Annotated in this window: 9 protein-coding genes; 4 read left to right on the top strand and 5 right to left on the bottom strand. The window is 53.3% G+C overall.

All coding sequences use genetic code 11. From position 1 onward, the window contains the following. Nucleotides 1-21: 21 nt before the first annotated feature. From LOC67_RS16455 to LOC67_RS16465, 3 genes are all read right to left on the bottom strand, one after another. Nucleotides 22-1095 carry a lipase family protein gene (locus LOC67_RS16455; protein ID WP_230263700.1) on the bottom strand — a complete coding sequence of 358 codons (1074 nt, stop codon included), beginning with the start codon at nt 1093-1095 and terminating at the stop codon, nt 22-24. A 107-nt stretch (nt 1096-1202) separates the two neighbouring features. Further along, a complete protein-coding gene (locus tag LOC67_RS16460) occupies nt 1203-3530 on the bottom strand; it encodes a PVC-type heme-binding CxxCH protein (RefSeq protein WP_230263701.1) in 2328 nt (775 codons plus the stop codon). Further along, nucleotides 3527-4813, bottom strand: coding sequence for a c-type cytochrome (locus LOC67_RS16465; protein WP_230263702.1), 1287 nt, complete (start codon nt 4811-4813; stop codon nt 3527-3529). Before LOC67_RS16465 ends, LOC67_RS16460 begins: the two co-directional genes overlap by 4 nt. A 108-nt stretch (nt 4814-4921) precedes the next feature. Here LOC67_RS16465 and LOC67_RS16470 point away from each other — a divergent pair, with 108 nt between their 5' ends. From LOC67_RS16470 to LOC67_RS16485, 4 genes are all read left to right on the top strand, one after another. After that, the gene (locus tag LOC67_RS16470) at nt 4922-6520 is read left to right on the top strand and encodes an efflux RND transporter periplasmic adaptor subunit (protein WP_230263703.1); all 1599 of its coding nucleotides are present in this window, start codon (nt 4922-4924) and stop codon (nt 6518-6520) included. Beyond that, complete coding sequence (locus LOC67_RS16475; protein ID WP_230263704.1) at nt 6517-9729, top strand: efflux RND transporter permease subunit; 3213 nt, start codon at nt 6517-6519, stop codon at nt 9727-9729. Before LOC67_RS16470 ends, LOC67_RS16475 begins: the two co-directional genes overlap by 4 nt. 181 nt (nt 9730-9910) lie before the next feature. Further along, complete coding sequence (locus LOC67_RS16480) at nt 9911-12331, top strand: prolyl oligopeptidase family serine peptidase (protein WP_230263705.1); 2421 nt, start codon at nt 9911-9913, stop codon at nt 12329-12331. Nucleotides 12332-12333: 2 nt separating this feature from the next. Next, the gene (locus tag LOC67_RS16485; protein WP_230263706.1) at nt 12334-13818 is read left to right on the top strand and encodes a pectate lyase; all 1485 of its coding nucleotides are present in this window, start codon (nt 12334-12336) and stop codon (nt 13816-13818) included. On the opposite strand, the gene LOC67_RS16490 is transcribed toward LOC67_RS16485, so the two are convergent. Together LOC67_RS16490 and LOC67_RS16495 are read right to left on the bottom strand one after the other, a co-directional pair. After that, entirely contained in the window at nt 13815-15068 is a 1254-nt protein-coding gene (locus LOC67_RS16490; RefSeq protein ID WP_230263707.1) for an FHA domain-containing serine/threonine-protein kinase, read from the bottom strand. The genes LOC67_RS16485 and LOC67_RS16490 overlap by 4 nt on opposite strands. Beyond that, nucleotides 15068-16627 (bottom strand): serine/threonine-protein kinase, encoded by a 1560-nt coding sequence (locus LOC67_RS16495; protein ID WP_230263708.1) that lies wholly within the window; start codon nt 16625-16627, stop codon nt 15068-15070. Before LOC67_RS16495 ends, LOC67_RS16490 begins: the two co-directional genes overlap by 1 nt. Between the last annotated feature and the right edge of the window lie 96 nt (nt 16628-16723).

Consider the following 16723-nt stretch of genomic DNA (forward strand, 5'->3'; position numbering starts at 1 on the left):
TTCCGGCTCTGCCGATTGGCTTTAGGGCAGGGCGATAAGGTCTTCGAGGATCTCTTCGTCTGCGACAGCCAACAACAGGCCTGCGGTTTCTTCGAAAAGAGCCGATTCGTATTCCATGTGAATTCCGTAGGTCAGAATGTAGGGAATCATCGTGCGTGGGATGTAGCCCATCGGCAACTCTCCGCTGAAGTAGTCGAAGTTGTATTGACCGCTTTCTTTGAAAATCGTGTGCGTCTTTCCGAAGTGATGGTAGACGTGCTTCTTTTTATAGATGTCGTTTCCGTCGTTCCAAAATGTTGCCGCGACGTCTCCTGCAAGGACAAAGCGTTGTGTCGATTGGGTCAGAGCTCGTCCGCCAGCCTTCGGCTGTTCGATCATCTTGTTGAAATCCGTATCGCCGACACGCGGAGCACCGTAGGTCATTAGACCTTGAACGGGGATCCCCGATTGATATTGCAGTTTGAAGGCCAACATCGAGGCTGTTGCGCCTCCGAGACTGTGACCTGTCAGCCAGACTCGTCGACCGTTGCTGACTTCTAGAGCGACTTTGGAGACGACTTCGGGAAAAACACTGGTGGCGGCGTTCCAGAATCCGCGATGCACCCCGACTTCGGTATTGTCAACCTTGACCAGCTTGATGGCTCGATCCAAATCCGCATAGTGATCGGCAAGATTGGTAATGCTGCCAGAGGTGCCGCGGCAAGCGACGATGACAGCATGTTCGGTAACGAAAATAGCTCCGTCGGCACCGGTGTTGGAATCGTGAAACCCTTGGACCTCTAAAACACCGTGGTTGGCGTAGAGGGCATCCAGATAGTCGTCGTAATCCTGTTCGCTTAAACCTGTATTGTTGTAAACCGTCATGCTTAGATGGGCGAGCAAAAAGCGATTGACGATATCGGATCCTTCATCGACCGAATTGAAATGGTCAAAGGCGTGGTCCTCAACGACCGGCAAATACGACTTTCCAAATGTCGGATAGTAGTACTTGGTCTGTGCGTTGGCGGCACCAACGCCAAAAACCGCTGAAGTGATCAAGACGATCCCAGCGGCAAAAGTCTTTCCCAGTAGTGATCTAAACGTTCCCGCGCTCATCGATCCGATTCCTGTCGTTAGTGTTGTCTACCCCGGAAAGGCCGGTTCGACTCACCAAGCGACAGGAATAGCAATGTGTTACAGAAAGCTTTCTTGAGCGATCGGGCCTATTTGCTGATCAGCAGGACGTGGTTCCAGTAAGCCCATTCGTTTTGCCAGTCATTCGCTCTGTTTTCAACCACCAAACGGACGTTTTGGCCGGCAAACTTTGACAAGTCGACACTGACGTCTAGCCACTCGTTTGCCCCAACTGTTTTTGGGCCAACAATTGTTTCTTCTAGGACTTGGTCGTTGGCCAAAACGCGCAGCTGCCAGTCTCCGTGAGGATGATGGCTGACCCGAAGCATTAAAAATGTCGATTTGCCAGATGGAATTTCGGTATCGCGGATCAGTCGACAAGGCCGATTGCGGCTATCCGGATGGGTCTGCATCGCGGTTTGATTGCGGAAGCTGCTGTGGAAAACGACGCCTCCTTCACCCACGTGACGAACGTCGAATTTCGGAGCCACTTTACCGACGACCTTCTGCCAGTCTTCACCAATTTCGGAGTCGGCATCGCCAGTGGCAAGTCGTCGGGCCACGAACTCTTGAATCTTCGGCAGTTGCGTGCTGGTGGCTAATTGCAAAGATTCCTTCGGCCATTTGGGAACCATTGGCTCGAGAGCAAACCAGTACATCCGCTCCAAATTAGGATCTTCGTGGTCGTTGGGATGGCTTCCCAAGGCCGCCAGTAAGTCCCAGCGATGTCGAAACGGCAAACGCATCGCAGCGGATGCCAAATACAGGCGAACGATGGGGGACACGTCATCGGAGGCCATCTGAATGAACTTTTGCAAAATCTCTTCCGAGACAACACAGTCCTGTGAGTCTGCGTTTGCCAAATAGAACGCATCGACATTGCTTTGATCACACAGAAGTTGCACCGACCAGGCGCGGACGTATTCGTCATCATGATCAAGCAGCAGTGTTAAATGCGAGGGCTTAACAATGCCCGTTAAGAAGCCTGCCCATAGAGCACGCAACCGATATTTTGAAGACTCGGCAGAATGAAAGCGTCGTCGAAGCGTTGTGCTGACCGTATCACGATCCAATTTTCCGGTGGTTGCACGGTGGTGCAGCAAGACGCGGGCGTGACGGACATACCAATCATTGGAATGAAATTGCAGATCGACCAATTGTTGGTCCGTCAAGGAAGCTAGGTTCGGACGCTCAATCGGCGATGCGCCCTCAGGCATGATTCGATAGATCCGGCCACTATCTGGAAAGTTGATCGCGTTGCCACAGACATCCGTATCGTGCCAGTCCAGCAGATACACGCCGCCTTCGGGACCGATTTCGACACTGAAACCGACCCACGCCAGATCGTTCGTCGGCATGAAATCGTCGCCATGCTTTCCGATAAAGCTTGAACCGTTGCGTTCCATGACGTCAGTTAACACGGCATGTTCGTGAATATTGCACATGAACAACCGATCGTGGTACTCAACTGGGAACGCGTCGGCCAAGTAAAACCTTGCGCCACCGTGTGCAGACAGGTGGGTATGGTCGCGGATCGTTTTGATATCGTCGTAGATATAGGGATTGATATGCGGACGGCTTTGCTTGTGATAAACCCCACCCTGCGAAACGTGGAATAGGTGTGGAATCACACAGCAGGTGGCAAAGCCTTGGCCATGGCGATCAAAGTCAAAGCCCCAGGGGTTCGACAAACCGCGAGCAAAGACTTCGTATTTGTGCGTGACCGGATGGAACCGCCAAATACCTCCGTCGATAAATTGACGCTCGGCAGGATCACAGCCGGGTTTTCCAACTTGCGACTGGGTAAATACGCCATGGCAGCCATACAGCCAGCCATCGGGGCCCCAGATGAAACTGTTCAAGGTTTCATGGCGATCGTTGATACCCCAGCCATCGAGCAAGACCTCAGCCGGACCATCGGGAACATCATCGCCATCGGCGTCTGGAATGAAAACAAAATTCGGTGGTGAACCCAGATAGACTCCCCCAAATCCGACCGCGATACCGGAAGTGAATGTGAGGTCGTCTTTGAAGGTTTTCTTGGAATCGAAAACGCCGTCACTGTCGGTGTCTTCGAGAATCTGAATACGACTGACTTTGTCGTCGGTATGTTCCCGTCGCGTGCGATAGTTCAGGTTTTCGACAACCCAAAGGCGACCACGATCATCAAAGCAGAAGGCGATCGGTTCGGCTAGCGTTGGCTCGGATGCGAAAACGGAGACTTCGAAACCATCCGGGATCGACATCTTTTCAAGCGCCTCTGTGGGCGTCAAAAAGGGCGCATCGCTGGTACGATGTTGTTGCTTGGGGAGCAGCTGCTGAGCCGACAAAGTTGAAACGCTGAAAGCCAGGTTTAGCGTCAGAATACCCGATACGAATAGTTTGCAACCGAAGAGGCGGCGTTGTTGATGGCTCATTGGTTGGCCTCCACTTGAGATCGCGTTTGCATGTATCGGAACAGGTCGAGCACCTGTTGTGGTTTAAGTTGATCAAGTTGACCGTCTGGCATCATCGATTTATCGGAAACCTTTCGAGCTTCGATGTCGTCCTTCGCGATCACAAGTCTTGGCTGATCGACAGTTTTCAAAACCACTCGTTGAGCGTCTTCTTCGGCGAGGACGCCAGTCAGGATCCTTCCATCGGTGGTTTGCACGATTTGTGTGCGATAGCCTTCGGGAACGTCGGCACTCGGCGCAACACTGTTAAGCAGAAAGTAATCGAGGTTGGCTCGGTTCGAACCTGTTAGATCGGGCCCGATTTTTCCACCGGCCCCGTACATTTGATGGCAGGCACCGCAGGTTTTTGAAAAGACGACTCGACCACGCCCGGGGTCCGCCTTGGCAATCGCTTCGTCGGTCATGATTTGTTTGTAGCGGTTGATCGTGACAGCGATGTCTTCGCCCAACGATTCGATGTCGCCAAAGACATCGGTGAACTTCTTGCCTAGCATCTCGTTCAAGGTACGTGCGACGTAACTTGGAACGTCTTCTTTGGCAACCTCCTTTTGGTCGATCCAGCGGACAAGTTGTTCGGCGTAGTCTTGGCGAGTGGCCATGGTTTCGATGATGGCTCGTTTGACTTCGGCGGTAGCATCCGAATAGATCTGCCGCATGCGGATCGGACCGACGGGGGAGCCGGTGACTGAGAAAGCTCGGATCGCATCGATCTGAAGTTCGGGGACTTCCAACAGCGGTTCCAGTTCGGCGGCCAAGTCATCGTATTGCTGCGTCGTCAGTGCTGCTAAGGCTGCACGGCGTGAGTCTGGATCGGCGGTGGAGTCACGCAGTGTTTCGATCGCTTGGGCAATCGCTGCGGCATCGCCGAAGATTTGAGATAGCTGTGCAACATTCTGACGAACATCTGGGTCGTCAGTATCGGAGAGCTCTTTGGCAAGTTGGTTCCATCCTGACGGTGCCGCAACGTTGCGTCGGCCTTCGAGTCCTCGGAGCATCCCGCGAACAAGGGCGGATCGGGTGGTGATCGAGTCCGACTGGTCGATTGCCGCGACAATCATCGAAAGCCGATCCGCTTCGGTCCAGCTTTTTACGACAGGTTGTTCCTCGGCGCGTGCGAGGGGGCCAGGGACTAAACCAGCTACGGTGAGTGCCGCGAGGAGGATGATTTCGCGTTTGGCGGGGCGGAAACCGTTTGCTTTGGCAACCGATTGCGAGTCGCGAACTGGTGAGATTCTAAGTGACATTTGGCTCCACTGTGCCGGTTATGGCGGTACTTCAGTTATCATGCGGAGTTAAAACAGATTCACACTATACCCGGTCAATGGGCTTCTCGTGGGTAATCGGAACGGTCAATGAAAAAGTGGGCAAAGACGCTCGTCCAGTCACTGGTTTCCGCAGGGATTTTGGCGGCCAGCGTTGCTGGGTTTATTTACATGGGTAAGCCAGAGGTTCCCACCGAGCCGGCTGCGGTGCCTCCGGTACCGATCGTCGAAACCGCGGTGGCGGCTGCCCACAATGGAGGCATCTCTTTCGACGTCGATGGCGTCGTTGTGCCGTTTCGCGAGATTCAGCTCGCCGCCCAAGTTGGCGGTCGGGTGAGTTTCAAGTCGGAATCGTGTCGGATCGGTAAGCCAGTCCAAAAAGGCGAAGTCTTATTGCGAATCGAGGCGGCTGACTATGAACTTGAAGTTCGACGTTTGACCGAAGAGCTTCAGCAGGCTGATGCGATGATCCGTGAATTGGAAGCCGAAATCACTTCGGTGGACAATCAAATTGCATCCACACGCCAGCAGTTAGAGATCGACCAGCGACTGTTACAACGCAATCAAGACCTGCTCAACCGCAGTGCGGCGTCCAGTTCCGAAGTCGATCAAGCACGCAAAAGTGAACTCACAACACGCAATTCGTTGCAGTCCTTGGTCGACCAAGGCAACCTGCTAAGACAACGGCAAGTTCGCATGGCGAGTGCGAAGTCGTTGGTCGATGCGAATCTTGAAAAGGCAAAACTGAATTTGCAGCGGACAGAGATCCGCTCGCCTATCGACGGAATCGTTGTTACCGAAAGCGTTGAACAAGACGGTTACGTCCAAGTGGGCGGCATCATGATCGTTTTGCAAGACACTTCGCAGTTGGATGTGTCGTGCAAGCTGCACATGCGCCAAATGAATTGGCTGTGGCAGGGACAAAATCAAGACAACCGTTCTGGCTCATCAGACGGTCTGAATTCCGATGGATATGAGTTTCCATCAACCCCGGCAACGGTCGTCTATCAAATCGGCGATCGACTGTTTGCCTGGGATGCGATCGTCGACCGTTATGAAGGCGCGGGTATCGATGCGCAGACCCGGATGGTTCCTTGCAGAGTGCACGTTGACCAGCCGACGAAGGTCGTTCAAATCGATTCATTGCACGATAACTTTGCGACCGAGTCGCTGGTTTCAACAAACGCCTCGAATGACCAAACGGACGTTGCTAGCGACACGTCATCTGGTGGTTCTGCCGAGTCTGATGGTCAGGACAACAAAGCATCAGTTGGCAACACCGAATCAATCAATAGTCAAAGTGCTGAGATCGTCGCCGACGGAAATCGTCCTTTGCATCCGCCGACGTTGATGACTGGCATGTTTGTCAAAGTTTTGATCCACGCTGATCCGCCGATCCCGTTGGTTCGAATACCACAAGAGGCGATTCAACCCGGAAACAAAGTGTGGGTGGTTGAAGATGGCATGCTCCAAAAAAAGTCCGTCGAAGTTGCCACCACACTTCAGTCGTCCGTGATCGCTTACCAACGATCCAACGGATTGGTCGCGGGCGATGAGATCGTCGTGAGCCCGATCGCGACTCCGGTTGACGGCATGGAAGTCAAGAAAGCGTCCGAAATACAAGAACCGGCGCCGCGTGGTTCCGCCGACAACGCGGGCTGGAAGGGGCAGGGGGGCAAGCGATCATGAAATCGATTGTCCGCAGTGCGATCAACAACAGCGCAGCGCTGAATTTATGCATGGTCGCCGTCATGGTGGTTGGCTGGTTCTGTTTGCGATCGATGCATCGTGAATCGTTCCCGGAATTCGACCTCGACCGCATCACTGTGACAGTCCCTTATCCCGGCGCAGCCCCGCAAGAAGCAGAGCAGGGGATTGGCCAAAAGGTTGAAGAGGCTGTTCGTTCGATCGAAGGGATCAAAAAGGTTACCACCATCGCGATGGAAGGTTCCTGCACGGTCATGCTGGAACTGATTCCGGGAGCTCGGCCAGCGGATCGAGTACTAGACGAAGTTCGAAGCGAAGTGGACCGCATTCCCAGCTTTCCTCTCGAAGCGGAAGATCCGTCGATCTCATTGGTCACTAACCGTCGACCTTCCATCCGAATTGGCATCCTCGCACCGGAAAGGGACACGGAGTCGGCGGAGCTGACCGTCGATCAAGAGTTGCAGCTGCGCCGAGTTGCCGAACGGATTCGTGATGACTTGCTTGCGTTATCAGCTGTTTCTCAAGTCGATTTCTTGGCGGCTAGGCAATATCAGATCGATATCGAAATCCCTGAGGACACGCTTCGTTCGCACGGGCTGACCTTGCGAGAAGCTGCTGAAACGATCCGGCGTGAAAATCGTGAATTGCCCGCCGGCTCCATCCGCAGTCAATCACAGGAGATCCTGCTGCGCGGGAACAATCGGCGAACCAATGGCGACGAACTGGCGGAGTTACCGCTGGTGACAGAGCCCAACGGTGCCGTGTTGACGGTCGGTGATCTTGGCAATGTTCGCGATGAGTTTGCCGATGGCACCGCGATCAATTTGATCAACGGCAGGCCAGCCCTGGCGTTGTCAGTACAGCGAAGTACATCGCAAGATTTGTTCGTGATGATCGATGCGGTGCGAAGTTACATCGACCAGGTGCAGCTGCCGTCCGGGTATGAAATCATGACCTGGAGCGATGAGTCAGTCGAAGTGCGAAGCCGACTGAACTTGCTGGTCAACAATGGTGTTCAAGGACTGATCATTGTCTTCACGCTCTTGATGTTGTTTCTTGATCCCAAGCTAGCCTTTTGGGTCGCGTTGGGGATTCCGTTTGCAATTCTTGCAGCTGGAATCTTCCTGTACCTGACGGGGCAGACTTTGAATCTGATTTCGATGTTCGCCTTTGTGATGGCACTCGGAATCGTTGTCGATGATGCGATCGTTGTCGGTGAAAACATCTACTCGCATCGTCAGATGGGAAAGAACTATCTGCGTTCGGCCATCGATGGAACGATCGAAGTCATCCCTTCGGTGACCACAGCCGTCTTAACAACCATCGTGGCGTTCGCACCGCTGCTGTTCGTTAGCGGGACGATGGGCAAGTTCACTGCGGTGATGCCCGCAGCAATTATCGCGATCCTTGCGGTTTCGTTGATCGAATGCGTCACAATTTTGCCGTGTCACTTGGCACATGAAGGCAACGTTCTGTTTCGAATCTTCAACGTCGTTTTCTTTATCTTTCGACCGATTTTGTACCTCGCAAATGCGGCGAACCGATTCGCGACCGGTCTCCTGGACGCCTACATCCATCGCATCTATTCGCCGACGTTGAAGGTGTGTCTAGACAATCGATCTGTTTCGGTCGCCAGTTGCTTTGGCGTGTTGATCCTGACCGCCGGAATGTGGAACTCCGGAATGATCAAGTTCATGTTCTTCCCCAGGGTTGACGGCAACACCCTAAATGCCACCGTCGTGTTTCCAGATGGGACGCCGGAAAGCGTGACGATTGCCGCGACAGAACGAATCGAAGATGCGTTCTGGGAGGTCGCCGAACGTTTTGAAAAACAGGGCAAGCCAATTGCCAAAAATTCGTTTCGCGTCGTCGGTGCATCGGTAAGCGGTGGCGGACCGGGTGGTTCACCGATGCCAACAGCCAGTGGCGGACACAAGGGCAGCGTCGAAGTCGAATTGGTCAACGCCGAAAGCCGAGGCGTCCATTCGCGTGCCATCGTCGCTCAGTGGCGCGACGCGGTTGGCATGATCGTCGGAACGGAGGAATTAACGCTGGGTACACGATCGTTTGGTCCGGGAGGTTCCCCGATCGAATTCAAAGTGTTGGGGCCTGCTGACAAAATCGACGAGCTTGAGGCGGCCGTCGAAGATTGCAAAACCAAGTTGTCGGAGTATCCCGGCGTATACGACATCAAAGACGACTCCGTGCCTGGCAAATGGGAATACCGCTTTCGAATCAAACCGGAAGCCTTCGCGATGGGAGTCAGAACCGCGGATTTGGCCGAAACCGTTCGTGCGGCGTACTATGGCGAAGAAGTGATGCGGGTCCAGCGAGGACGTCATGAAATCAAAATCATGGTTACATATCCGCGAGAGGATCGTCGCGTTTTGACAAACTTCGATGAGATCCGTGTGCGTCTAGGCGATGGCATCGAACGCCCAATTACCGAGCTTGCGGAGATCGACGTCGTGCGAGCTTATTCGGAAATTAATCGAATCGACCAAGCTCGGTCGATCACCGTTTCCAGCAACCTCGACGAAGAGAAAGGTAACGCAGAGGAGATCGTCAGTGACCTGAAAGCTGGCTTCCTTACCGAACTACAACAACGCTTTCCCGATCTGCGTGTTCGGTGGGAGGGACAGCAGGAACAACGTGCCGAATCCTTCGGAAGTTTATTTCGCGGGTTCTTTGCTGCGTTGCTGGCGATGTATGTACTGTTGGCAATTGAATTCAAGTCAGTGGTGCAGCCGGCCTTGGTGATGTTGATCATCCCCTTCGGTGCGCTCGGTGCGGTAGCAGGGCATGTGATCATGGATCTGCCGTTGACGCTGTTCAGTTTCTATGGGGTGATCGCACTAACGGGCATCGTCGTTAATGATTCGATCGTGTTGATTGACTTCATCAATTCGCGAGTTCGTTCGGGGATGTCAATTGAGCAAGCGCTTGCCGAATCGGGCGTGCGGCGGTTTCGCCCTGTCTTGCTAACAACGATCACTACGATAGGTGGGCTGATACCAATCCTGCTGGAAACCTCCATCCAGGCTCAGATCCTGATTCCGATGGCGACAAGCATCGCGTTTGGTGAATTGTTTGCCACGATCGTTGTTCTCTATCTCGTACCGGTGACATATTCGCTGTACTGGAGTGCTGGTGGTCGATATGCGGTCCACGAAGAAGCAGCGGCGGTCTGATCGGAATTTTGACTGGCCGATTAGTTACAATCTTGTCACCCATTGAACCGGTCGAGCGCTGATCTCGACCCGGCTTTCACTGCGTTTTCATGGACCCTACCCGACGTCGAATCGAAAGCGATCGAATCTCTGCGTCGATGAAGTCTGCCCACCATTAAGTCCAACGATTGAGAGAATTCAGTTGAGTTTAATAACACTCCGAGTCACCTCATTCTCACTCTGTTTTGTCGTCCTTTGTTCACAAGGTGTATTCGCAGCGCCAAGTCCACTTGAGAGCGAGGGCAATCGTTCAGCTCGAACGATCAACCAGCGAATCGTACCTCGATGGATTGACGAGACCCATTTCACATTTTTGGAAGAACTACCTTCGGGCGAACGAGTTGAGCGACAGGTCGATTGCCAAACCGGTGAAATCACTGCGGTAGACAATCAGTCCGCTGGGCCCCGACAAACCTTGTCCGGCGGACCGCTTCCGACATCGGAAACATCGGCGACCGATACGGAACTTACATTTGTTAACGAAAGCGATGAAAAGGTAGAGCTGTTCTGGTTGGACATGCGTGGCGTTCCGACCGGCTACGGGACTTTAGAACCCGGTGAATCTAAGTCACAGCACACCTTCAGCGGACACGCTTGGATGGTACGGTCTGCCGGACGTGGTGAAGGCCGTCGTTTCTATGGCAGTTTGATTGCGGCGTCACGACCACTGGTCGCGAAGATTAAGCAGACGTTTGAGGTACCCGAAAACCTGAACCGTCGCCCTCGTCGATTCGGGAATCGCTTTGGTGATGCGGCCAGCCATTCGAAAGATGAATCGAAACGTTTTGCGATCGAGACGACTGAGCAAGAGCAAGGCGGGACAACATCGGTTTTGAAAGTTTGGTCAGTCGATGAAGGTCGGGATTCGGCAAAGGATTTGACTCGGGTTGATGGATCGGAATTGGTCAACTTCGCTTGGTCACCCGACAGCCGCTTTCTAGCCGGTTGGCAGTTGATTCGGCACCAACCAGAGAAAGTGACGATGGTCGAATCATCGCCAAGAGGCGGTGGTCGTGCGGTTGTGCACGAGCATTCCTATCGTCTCCCCGGCGATCCGTATGACGAATTTCTTCTTCATGTGTTTAACGTAGAAGATGGAACACAGGTGGCTTGCGAGGTTCCGACTGTCGACTTCGGACGACCCCAAATCCGTTGGCTTGGTGATAACCAGATCGTCTTTGAAAAAGTAGATCGCGGTCATCAACGGTTTCGTGTCTTTGTGGTTGATCCCGCAGCGGCAAGTGTACGAACCGCAGTTGATGAGTCGACAGATACGTTCATTTGGACCATGCATGGACCAAACGTGCCGCTAGTAACCTACCTGAATAAGACTGACGAATTTGTCTATTCCAGCGAAGCGAGTGGCTATCGGCATCTGTATCTAGTTGATTTGAATGATGCCGAAAACAGTTTCGCCGTGACGGCGGAACGGACCGAGCAAGAGCTTGATCAGATTAAGAACTTGGCGATCACCAACGGCGATTGGCTTGTCCGTAAGATCGCTGAAGTCGACGAAGAGGCACGCACAATCGATTTGGTTGTCGGGTCATTCTATGAAGACCAAGATCCTTATTTGCAACACCTTGTTCGCGCTTCCTTGGACGGTGACATGCTGGTCGCGTTGACAGAGGCCCATGGCGATCACACGTACGAGTTTTCGCCCAACGGTGACTACCTGATCGTTTCAAGCAGTCGCGTTGATAGTCCACCGCTGCATCAGTTGCGCCGTGTGTCGGATGGAAAGCTGATTTGCGATCTGGTTCAGGCCCAACGGATCGATGAAACATCCGACTGGAGCCTTCCGCAACGGTTTAGCGCGAAAGGTCGTGACGGCGAGACCGATATTTGGGGCAACGTGTATTTTCCGGCCGATTTCGATCCCTCGAAAAAGAACTACTATCCGATCATCGAAGCGATCTACGCTGGTCCGCATGACTCACACGTTCCCACACGATACCTACACTCGTCCCGGCACCAGGATCTAACTTCGCTGGGGTTTGTCGTGGTGCAAATTGACGGGATGGGTACGGCGAACCGGTCGAAAGCATTTCACGACGTCTGCTGGCACAATCTAAAAGACGCGGGGTTCCCAGATCGGATCGCTTGGATCAAAGCAGCCGCCGACAGGTTCCCGGCGATGGATACAAGTCGAGTCGGCATTTTCGGAACTTCAGCGGGCGGGCAAAACGCGTGTGGTGCTGTACTTTTCCACAACGACTTTTACAAGTCCGCGTACGCTTCCTGTGGTTGCCATGACAATCGAATGGACAAATCCAGTTGGAATGAGCAATGGATGGGCTATCCGGTTGAACAGCACTATTCGGAATCGAGTAACATTGATAACGCTCACCGGTTGGACGCGAATCTGTTCCTTGTGGTGGGTGAACTCGACACCAACGTGCCGCCCGAGTCGACTTATCGCTTGGTTGACGCATTGATTAAGGCTGACAAAGACTTCGAATTCCTGATGGTCCCATCGATGGGACACAGTGATGGGGGGCGGTACGGTAAACGTCGGATGCGAGATTTCTTCGTTCGGACATTGCAACCCTCGACGGAATAGAAATGAAGTACTGGCACGTTTTGCTTGCGGCGTTATCGTTTTTGGCAGTTGGCGACTTTTGGTTTGCACCGCCGGCAAACGGTCAGACACGCGAGCAATCCGTTGAAACCCGGTCATCAAATTCCGAAGAACCAAGCGACCGGCTCGTCGGCGCGGCGCTCGATTCGGCAAAGCGTGCCACAAGTTTCTTAACTGATCACGTCAGCACTCACGGTGGATACCTTTGGCGATACTCCGCTGACCTGCAATTGAAGGAAGGCGAGGGGATTGTCAAAGGCAATACCGTTTGGGTGCAGCCGCCCGGGACACCTTCGGTCGGGCTTGCGTTGACGCATCTTTATCAAGCGACCGGCGATCTGCAATTTCGTGATGCCGCATTGGCGGCAGCCGAAGCGTTGCGTCTGGGGCAGATGCACAGCGGCGGATGGCAGGCGTCGATCGAGTTCGATCCAGATCAACGAAAGAAGTGGGCATATCGCGTTGAACCTCCGCATCGGAAGCGAAAAGATCAATCAAGCTTGGATGACAACAAGACTCAGTCGGCGCTCTTGTTCCTGATCACTCTGGATGAAGCACTAGACTTCAAGAATAAGGGTGTGCATGACACGGCGGTCTATGGGCTGAAAGGGCTTTTGGAAAATGGCCAGTTCAAAAACGGAGGTTTTCCGCAGGTTTGGACGGATCAGAAAACTTCCGATCACACCGCAGCCGCAGTTCCAGCGAGCTATCCGAGTGAATGGTCGCGACAGTACACGGGCCATCACGAGTATTGGTATCGCTATACGCTGAATGATCATCTGGCTGCCGACATGATGGACGTGTTGTTCGAAGCCGAACGCGTTTACAAGGATCAGCGATTTCGTGATGCGGCACTGCGTTTGGCTGATTCATTGTTGAATGCACAAATGCCTGAACCTCAGCCAGCATGGGCCCAGCAATACAATGCGTCGATGGAGCCCATCTGGGCAAGAAAGTTCGAACCGCCAGCGATTACAACCAGCGAATCATTTGGTGTGATCGAGACGTTGATCGATGTGTATCAACACACCGGCGAAAAGAAATACTTGGAACCGATCCCTAGGGCGCTAGAATATCTAAAGACCTGCGAACTCGATGATGGCCGCGTCGCACGGTTCTATGAGCTGAAAACAAATCGTCCTCTTTATTTTGATCTGCAATACCAGCTGACCTACAGCGACAGCAATATGCCAACGCACTATGGGTTTCAGCTTTCAAGCAAAGTTGACCAGTTGCAACGCCGTTATGAGAAAGTGTTGCGAACCGGTCCCAGTCAGGTCTCTCGCTCACGTAAAGTCGACGAGCGTGAACTGCGTCGGGTCATCGATAGTCAATCCGACAACGGCATTTGGCTTAATCAGTCAGGCATGCGTTATCACAAAAATCGAGATCCTGCGATCGACATGGCTCCTGTCGTCGCGAACCTCGAGAAGATCGCGTCGTACCTACAGCAAACAAAACAAGACTAAAGTTTATCGATGTCGATTCCGGCGAAAGTGCCGACTCGTTTGAAATCTTCGAGGACTTCGGTTGCAGTCGAAAAGCGGTTGTTTGGATCGCGATCGATCAGCCGCATCACGAGGTCGCTCAGCCGTTCATCCATTCCGATCTGTGATTTGAATGGCGCTGGCGGCGTTTCGGAATTTACCGACTGAATCCACTCACCGATCGAATTGGCCGCATAGGGTGGGTGTCCGGTCAGCAGTGCATACATCGTCGCGCCTAGACCATAGAAGTCACTTCGGACATCCAGTTCAGTCGCATTGAGAACTCGTTCGGGGGCCAAGTAGCCTAGCTCGCCCAGAATGTCCCCGGGCTTGGTCAGTTGCGATGCATCGGTTGACTCTAGAGCTTTCGCGAATACCAGGTCGTTCAGCATATAAACATCGTCTTTGTCGCGGCGCAAAATGTTTGCCGGCGTGATGTTGCGGTGAACGATCCCGTGTTCAGATGCCGCAACGAGAGCTCGCGCGATGTGTAAGCCGCATCTGAATGCCCGTCGCCAATCGAGTGTGCCGCCGATTCCGATACTTTCAATCAACTTTGTTGCGCTCGTCCCTTCGACCCACTGCAGGGCGGCCCAACAATATCGTCCTTTCTTTCCGGCATTGATCAATTTGACAATGTGGGCATTTTCGATCGGCAAGACCGTTTTCATCGCTCGAATAAAGCGTTCTCGCTGTTCATCGGTCGCTGTCATTTGAGGCAATAAAACTTTTACCGCAACGGTTTTGTCGCGTTTGACATCGTGCCCTTTGAAGATCGCACTGTTGCGTCCAATCGTGATTAATTCATCGAGCCGATAGTTGTGAAGTGTTTGTCCAACAAGTTCCGTGACATTACCAATCATGACAGGCTCGTCGTTTGGAATCGCATCCGGACTGACCGTGAAGCGGACGGTCGGTTCGTCGGTCTGCGTCCCGCTTTCGATTCGCAAAATGGATTCACCGATTTTCATGATCGATCCGGATTTCAAGCGACGTGGGTTCGCAATGGCCTCGCCATCGACGATTGTTCCTCCAGCACCGCCTCGATCAATCACCACGGGAGTCGAATCGTCGACACGGATTTCGCAGTGGATTCGGCTGACCTTGGGGTCGCGAATCTTGGTGTCACTATCGCTTCCTCGACCGACCAATAGCGTTGTCGTGTCACTGAGCGCAAATTCACGTCCTTGGTCAGGTCCTTCGCTGACAACCAATTTCCAATTCTGACTCATCAAGATGCCTCGTTGCTGGTTGTTGTTGTATTGGATTCATTCTGTTCGATTGGAACTGTCGGCCGATCTAAAAGCCCGTAGACCTTCTGTTCAAAATCCGTCAGCTCTCTTGTGATCTGCTTTCGAGCCTGCTCGACAAGCAATTCTTCGTTCGCGATGGCACTGTTCGCTGTTGCCGAATCTTTTGCTGCGAGCTGCATTAAAAAGTTGGTCAGTCGCTCGGGAAACGCCAAGCGATGTTCGATCGCCAGCTCGGCGGCGTGAACTGACAGATGAAGCGACAATTGTCGATCTTCATCAACAAATTCGATTGCAGCATCGGTTAAACGTTCAACATCGAATTGATGACGCGACGAGTCCGAATCGAAGCGAGTCGATGTGAATCGCCGTGCGCCATTTCGTTCGACTTCCAGAAGGTTCTGTAGCCGAGCGATTTTTGCCTGTGACTGGGCAAGTGCAATACCGAGCAGCAGCAGCAGGAAGACCAGCAGGAAAGCCATACTTCCCGAAACGCTGGCAAGTAGCACGTGGCGACGAATCCAATGCGTCAAGCGTTTTCCAAGACCGGGAGGTTTCGCGAGGATGGGTTCGTCATCAAGGAAGCGGCTCAATTCCTCGGCAAGTTGGGTCGCCGATTGGTACCGGTCCTTGGGGGCTTTCGCCAAGCATTTTAGGGTGATGGTTTCTAAATCTTGTGGGATCCCCGAGAAGAACTGACTCGGCGGCACAGGGTCTTTCGTCATCACCTGCGTGATTACATCGATCGGCGATGGGGCAAGAAAGGGTGGTCGATCGGTCAACATTGCGTACAAGACGGCGCCGATCGAATAGATATCGGATGTCGGTCCGATCATCGCATCCGGAGTGCCAGCTTGCTCGGGAGGCATGTAGTGAGGCGTGCCGATCAATTCACCATGAGTTGTCAATTGACTTTGACCGGCCATCAATTTGCAAACACCGAAATCGGTCAGTCGGGGATTTCCATCGCGGTCGATCAAAATGTTTGCGGGCTTGATGTCCCGATGGATGATCTGTTGATCGTGTGCATGCCCGACTGCTAACGCGACGGCTTTGGCCAGTTCAGCGGCACGTTTCGGGGCGAAGGGGCCTTCGGATAAAACCGAGGCTAAGCTTTTCCCGTCGACGTAACCCATTGAAAAATACGGACAACCTTCGAAGGAGCCGACTTCGTAGACCGGGACGATGCCGGGATGGTCCAGTGCGCCGGCAGCTTTGGCCTCATTTTCAAATCGTCCTAACTCCGCTGCACTTGCCGTGCTGCTTTCAAGGATCATCTTTAACGCGACGAACCGATTGAGCTGTTGCTGCTTGGCAAGGTAGACGACTCCCATCCCACCGCGGGCGATTTCACGAACGATTTCGTAGTCATCAATCACTTGACCGGAAATCGGTGTCGGATGTGAATGTGTCCCCTGACCGCGAGCCGGAGTTGGCGTGGGGCTATCGAGATCACAGGCTGGCGAACCGATGTCTGTCGGTGCGTCGAGACCCTGTGCGGTTGGCGCGTCCAGGCAGTCGTCTGTTTGCGGATCTTCCACAGTACCAAACGAGGGTGAGAAGCGAAGTTTCGGCCCGGACGTCCCATCAAAGGAGACTGATCAGAGGGCACTAAGATTCGTAACGGCAACATTGGC

This window comes from Stieleria sp. JC731 (assembly GCF_020966635.1).
GTDB lineage: Bacteria > Planctomycetota > Planctomycetia > Pirellulales > Pirellulaceae > Stieleria.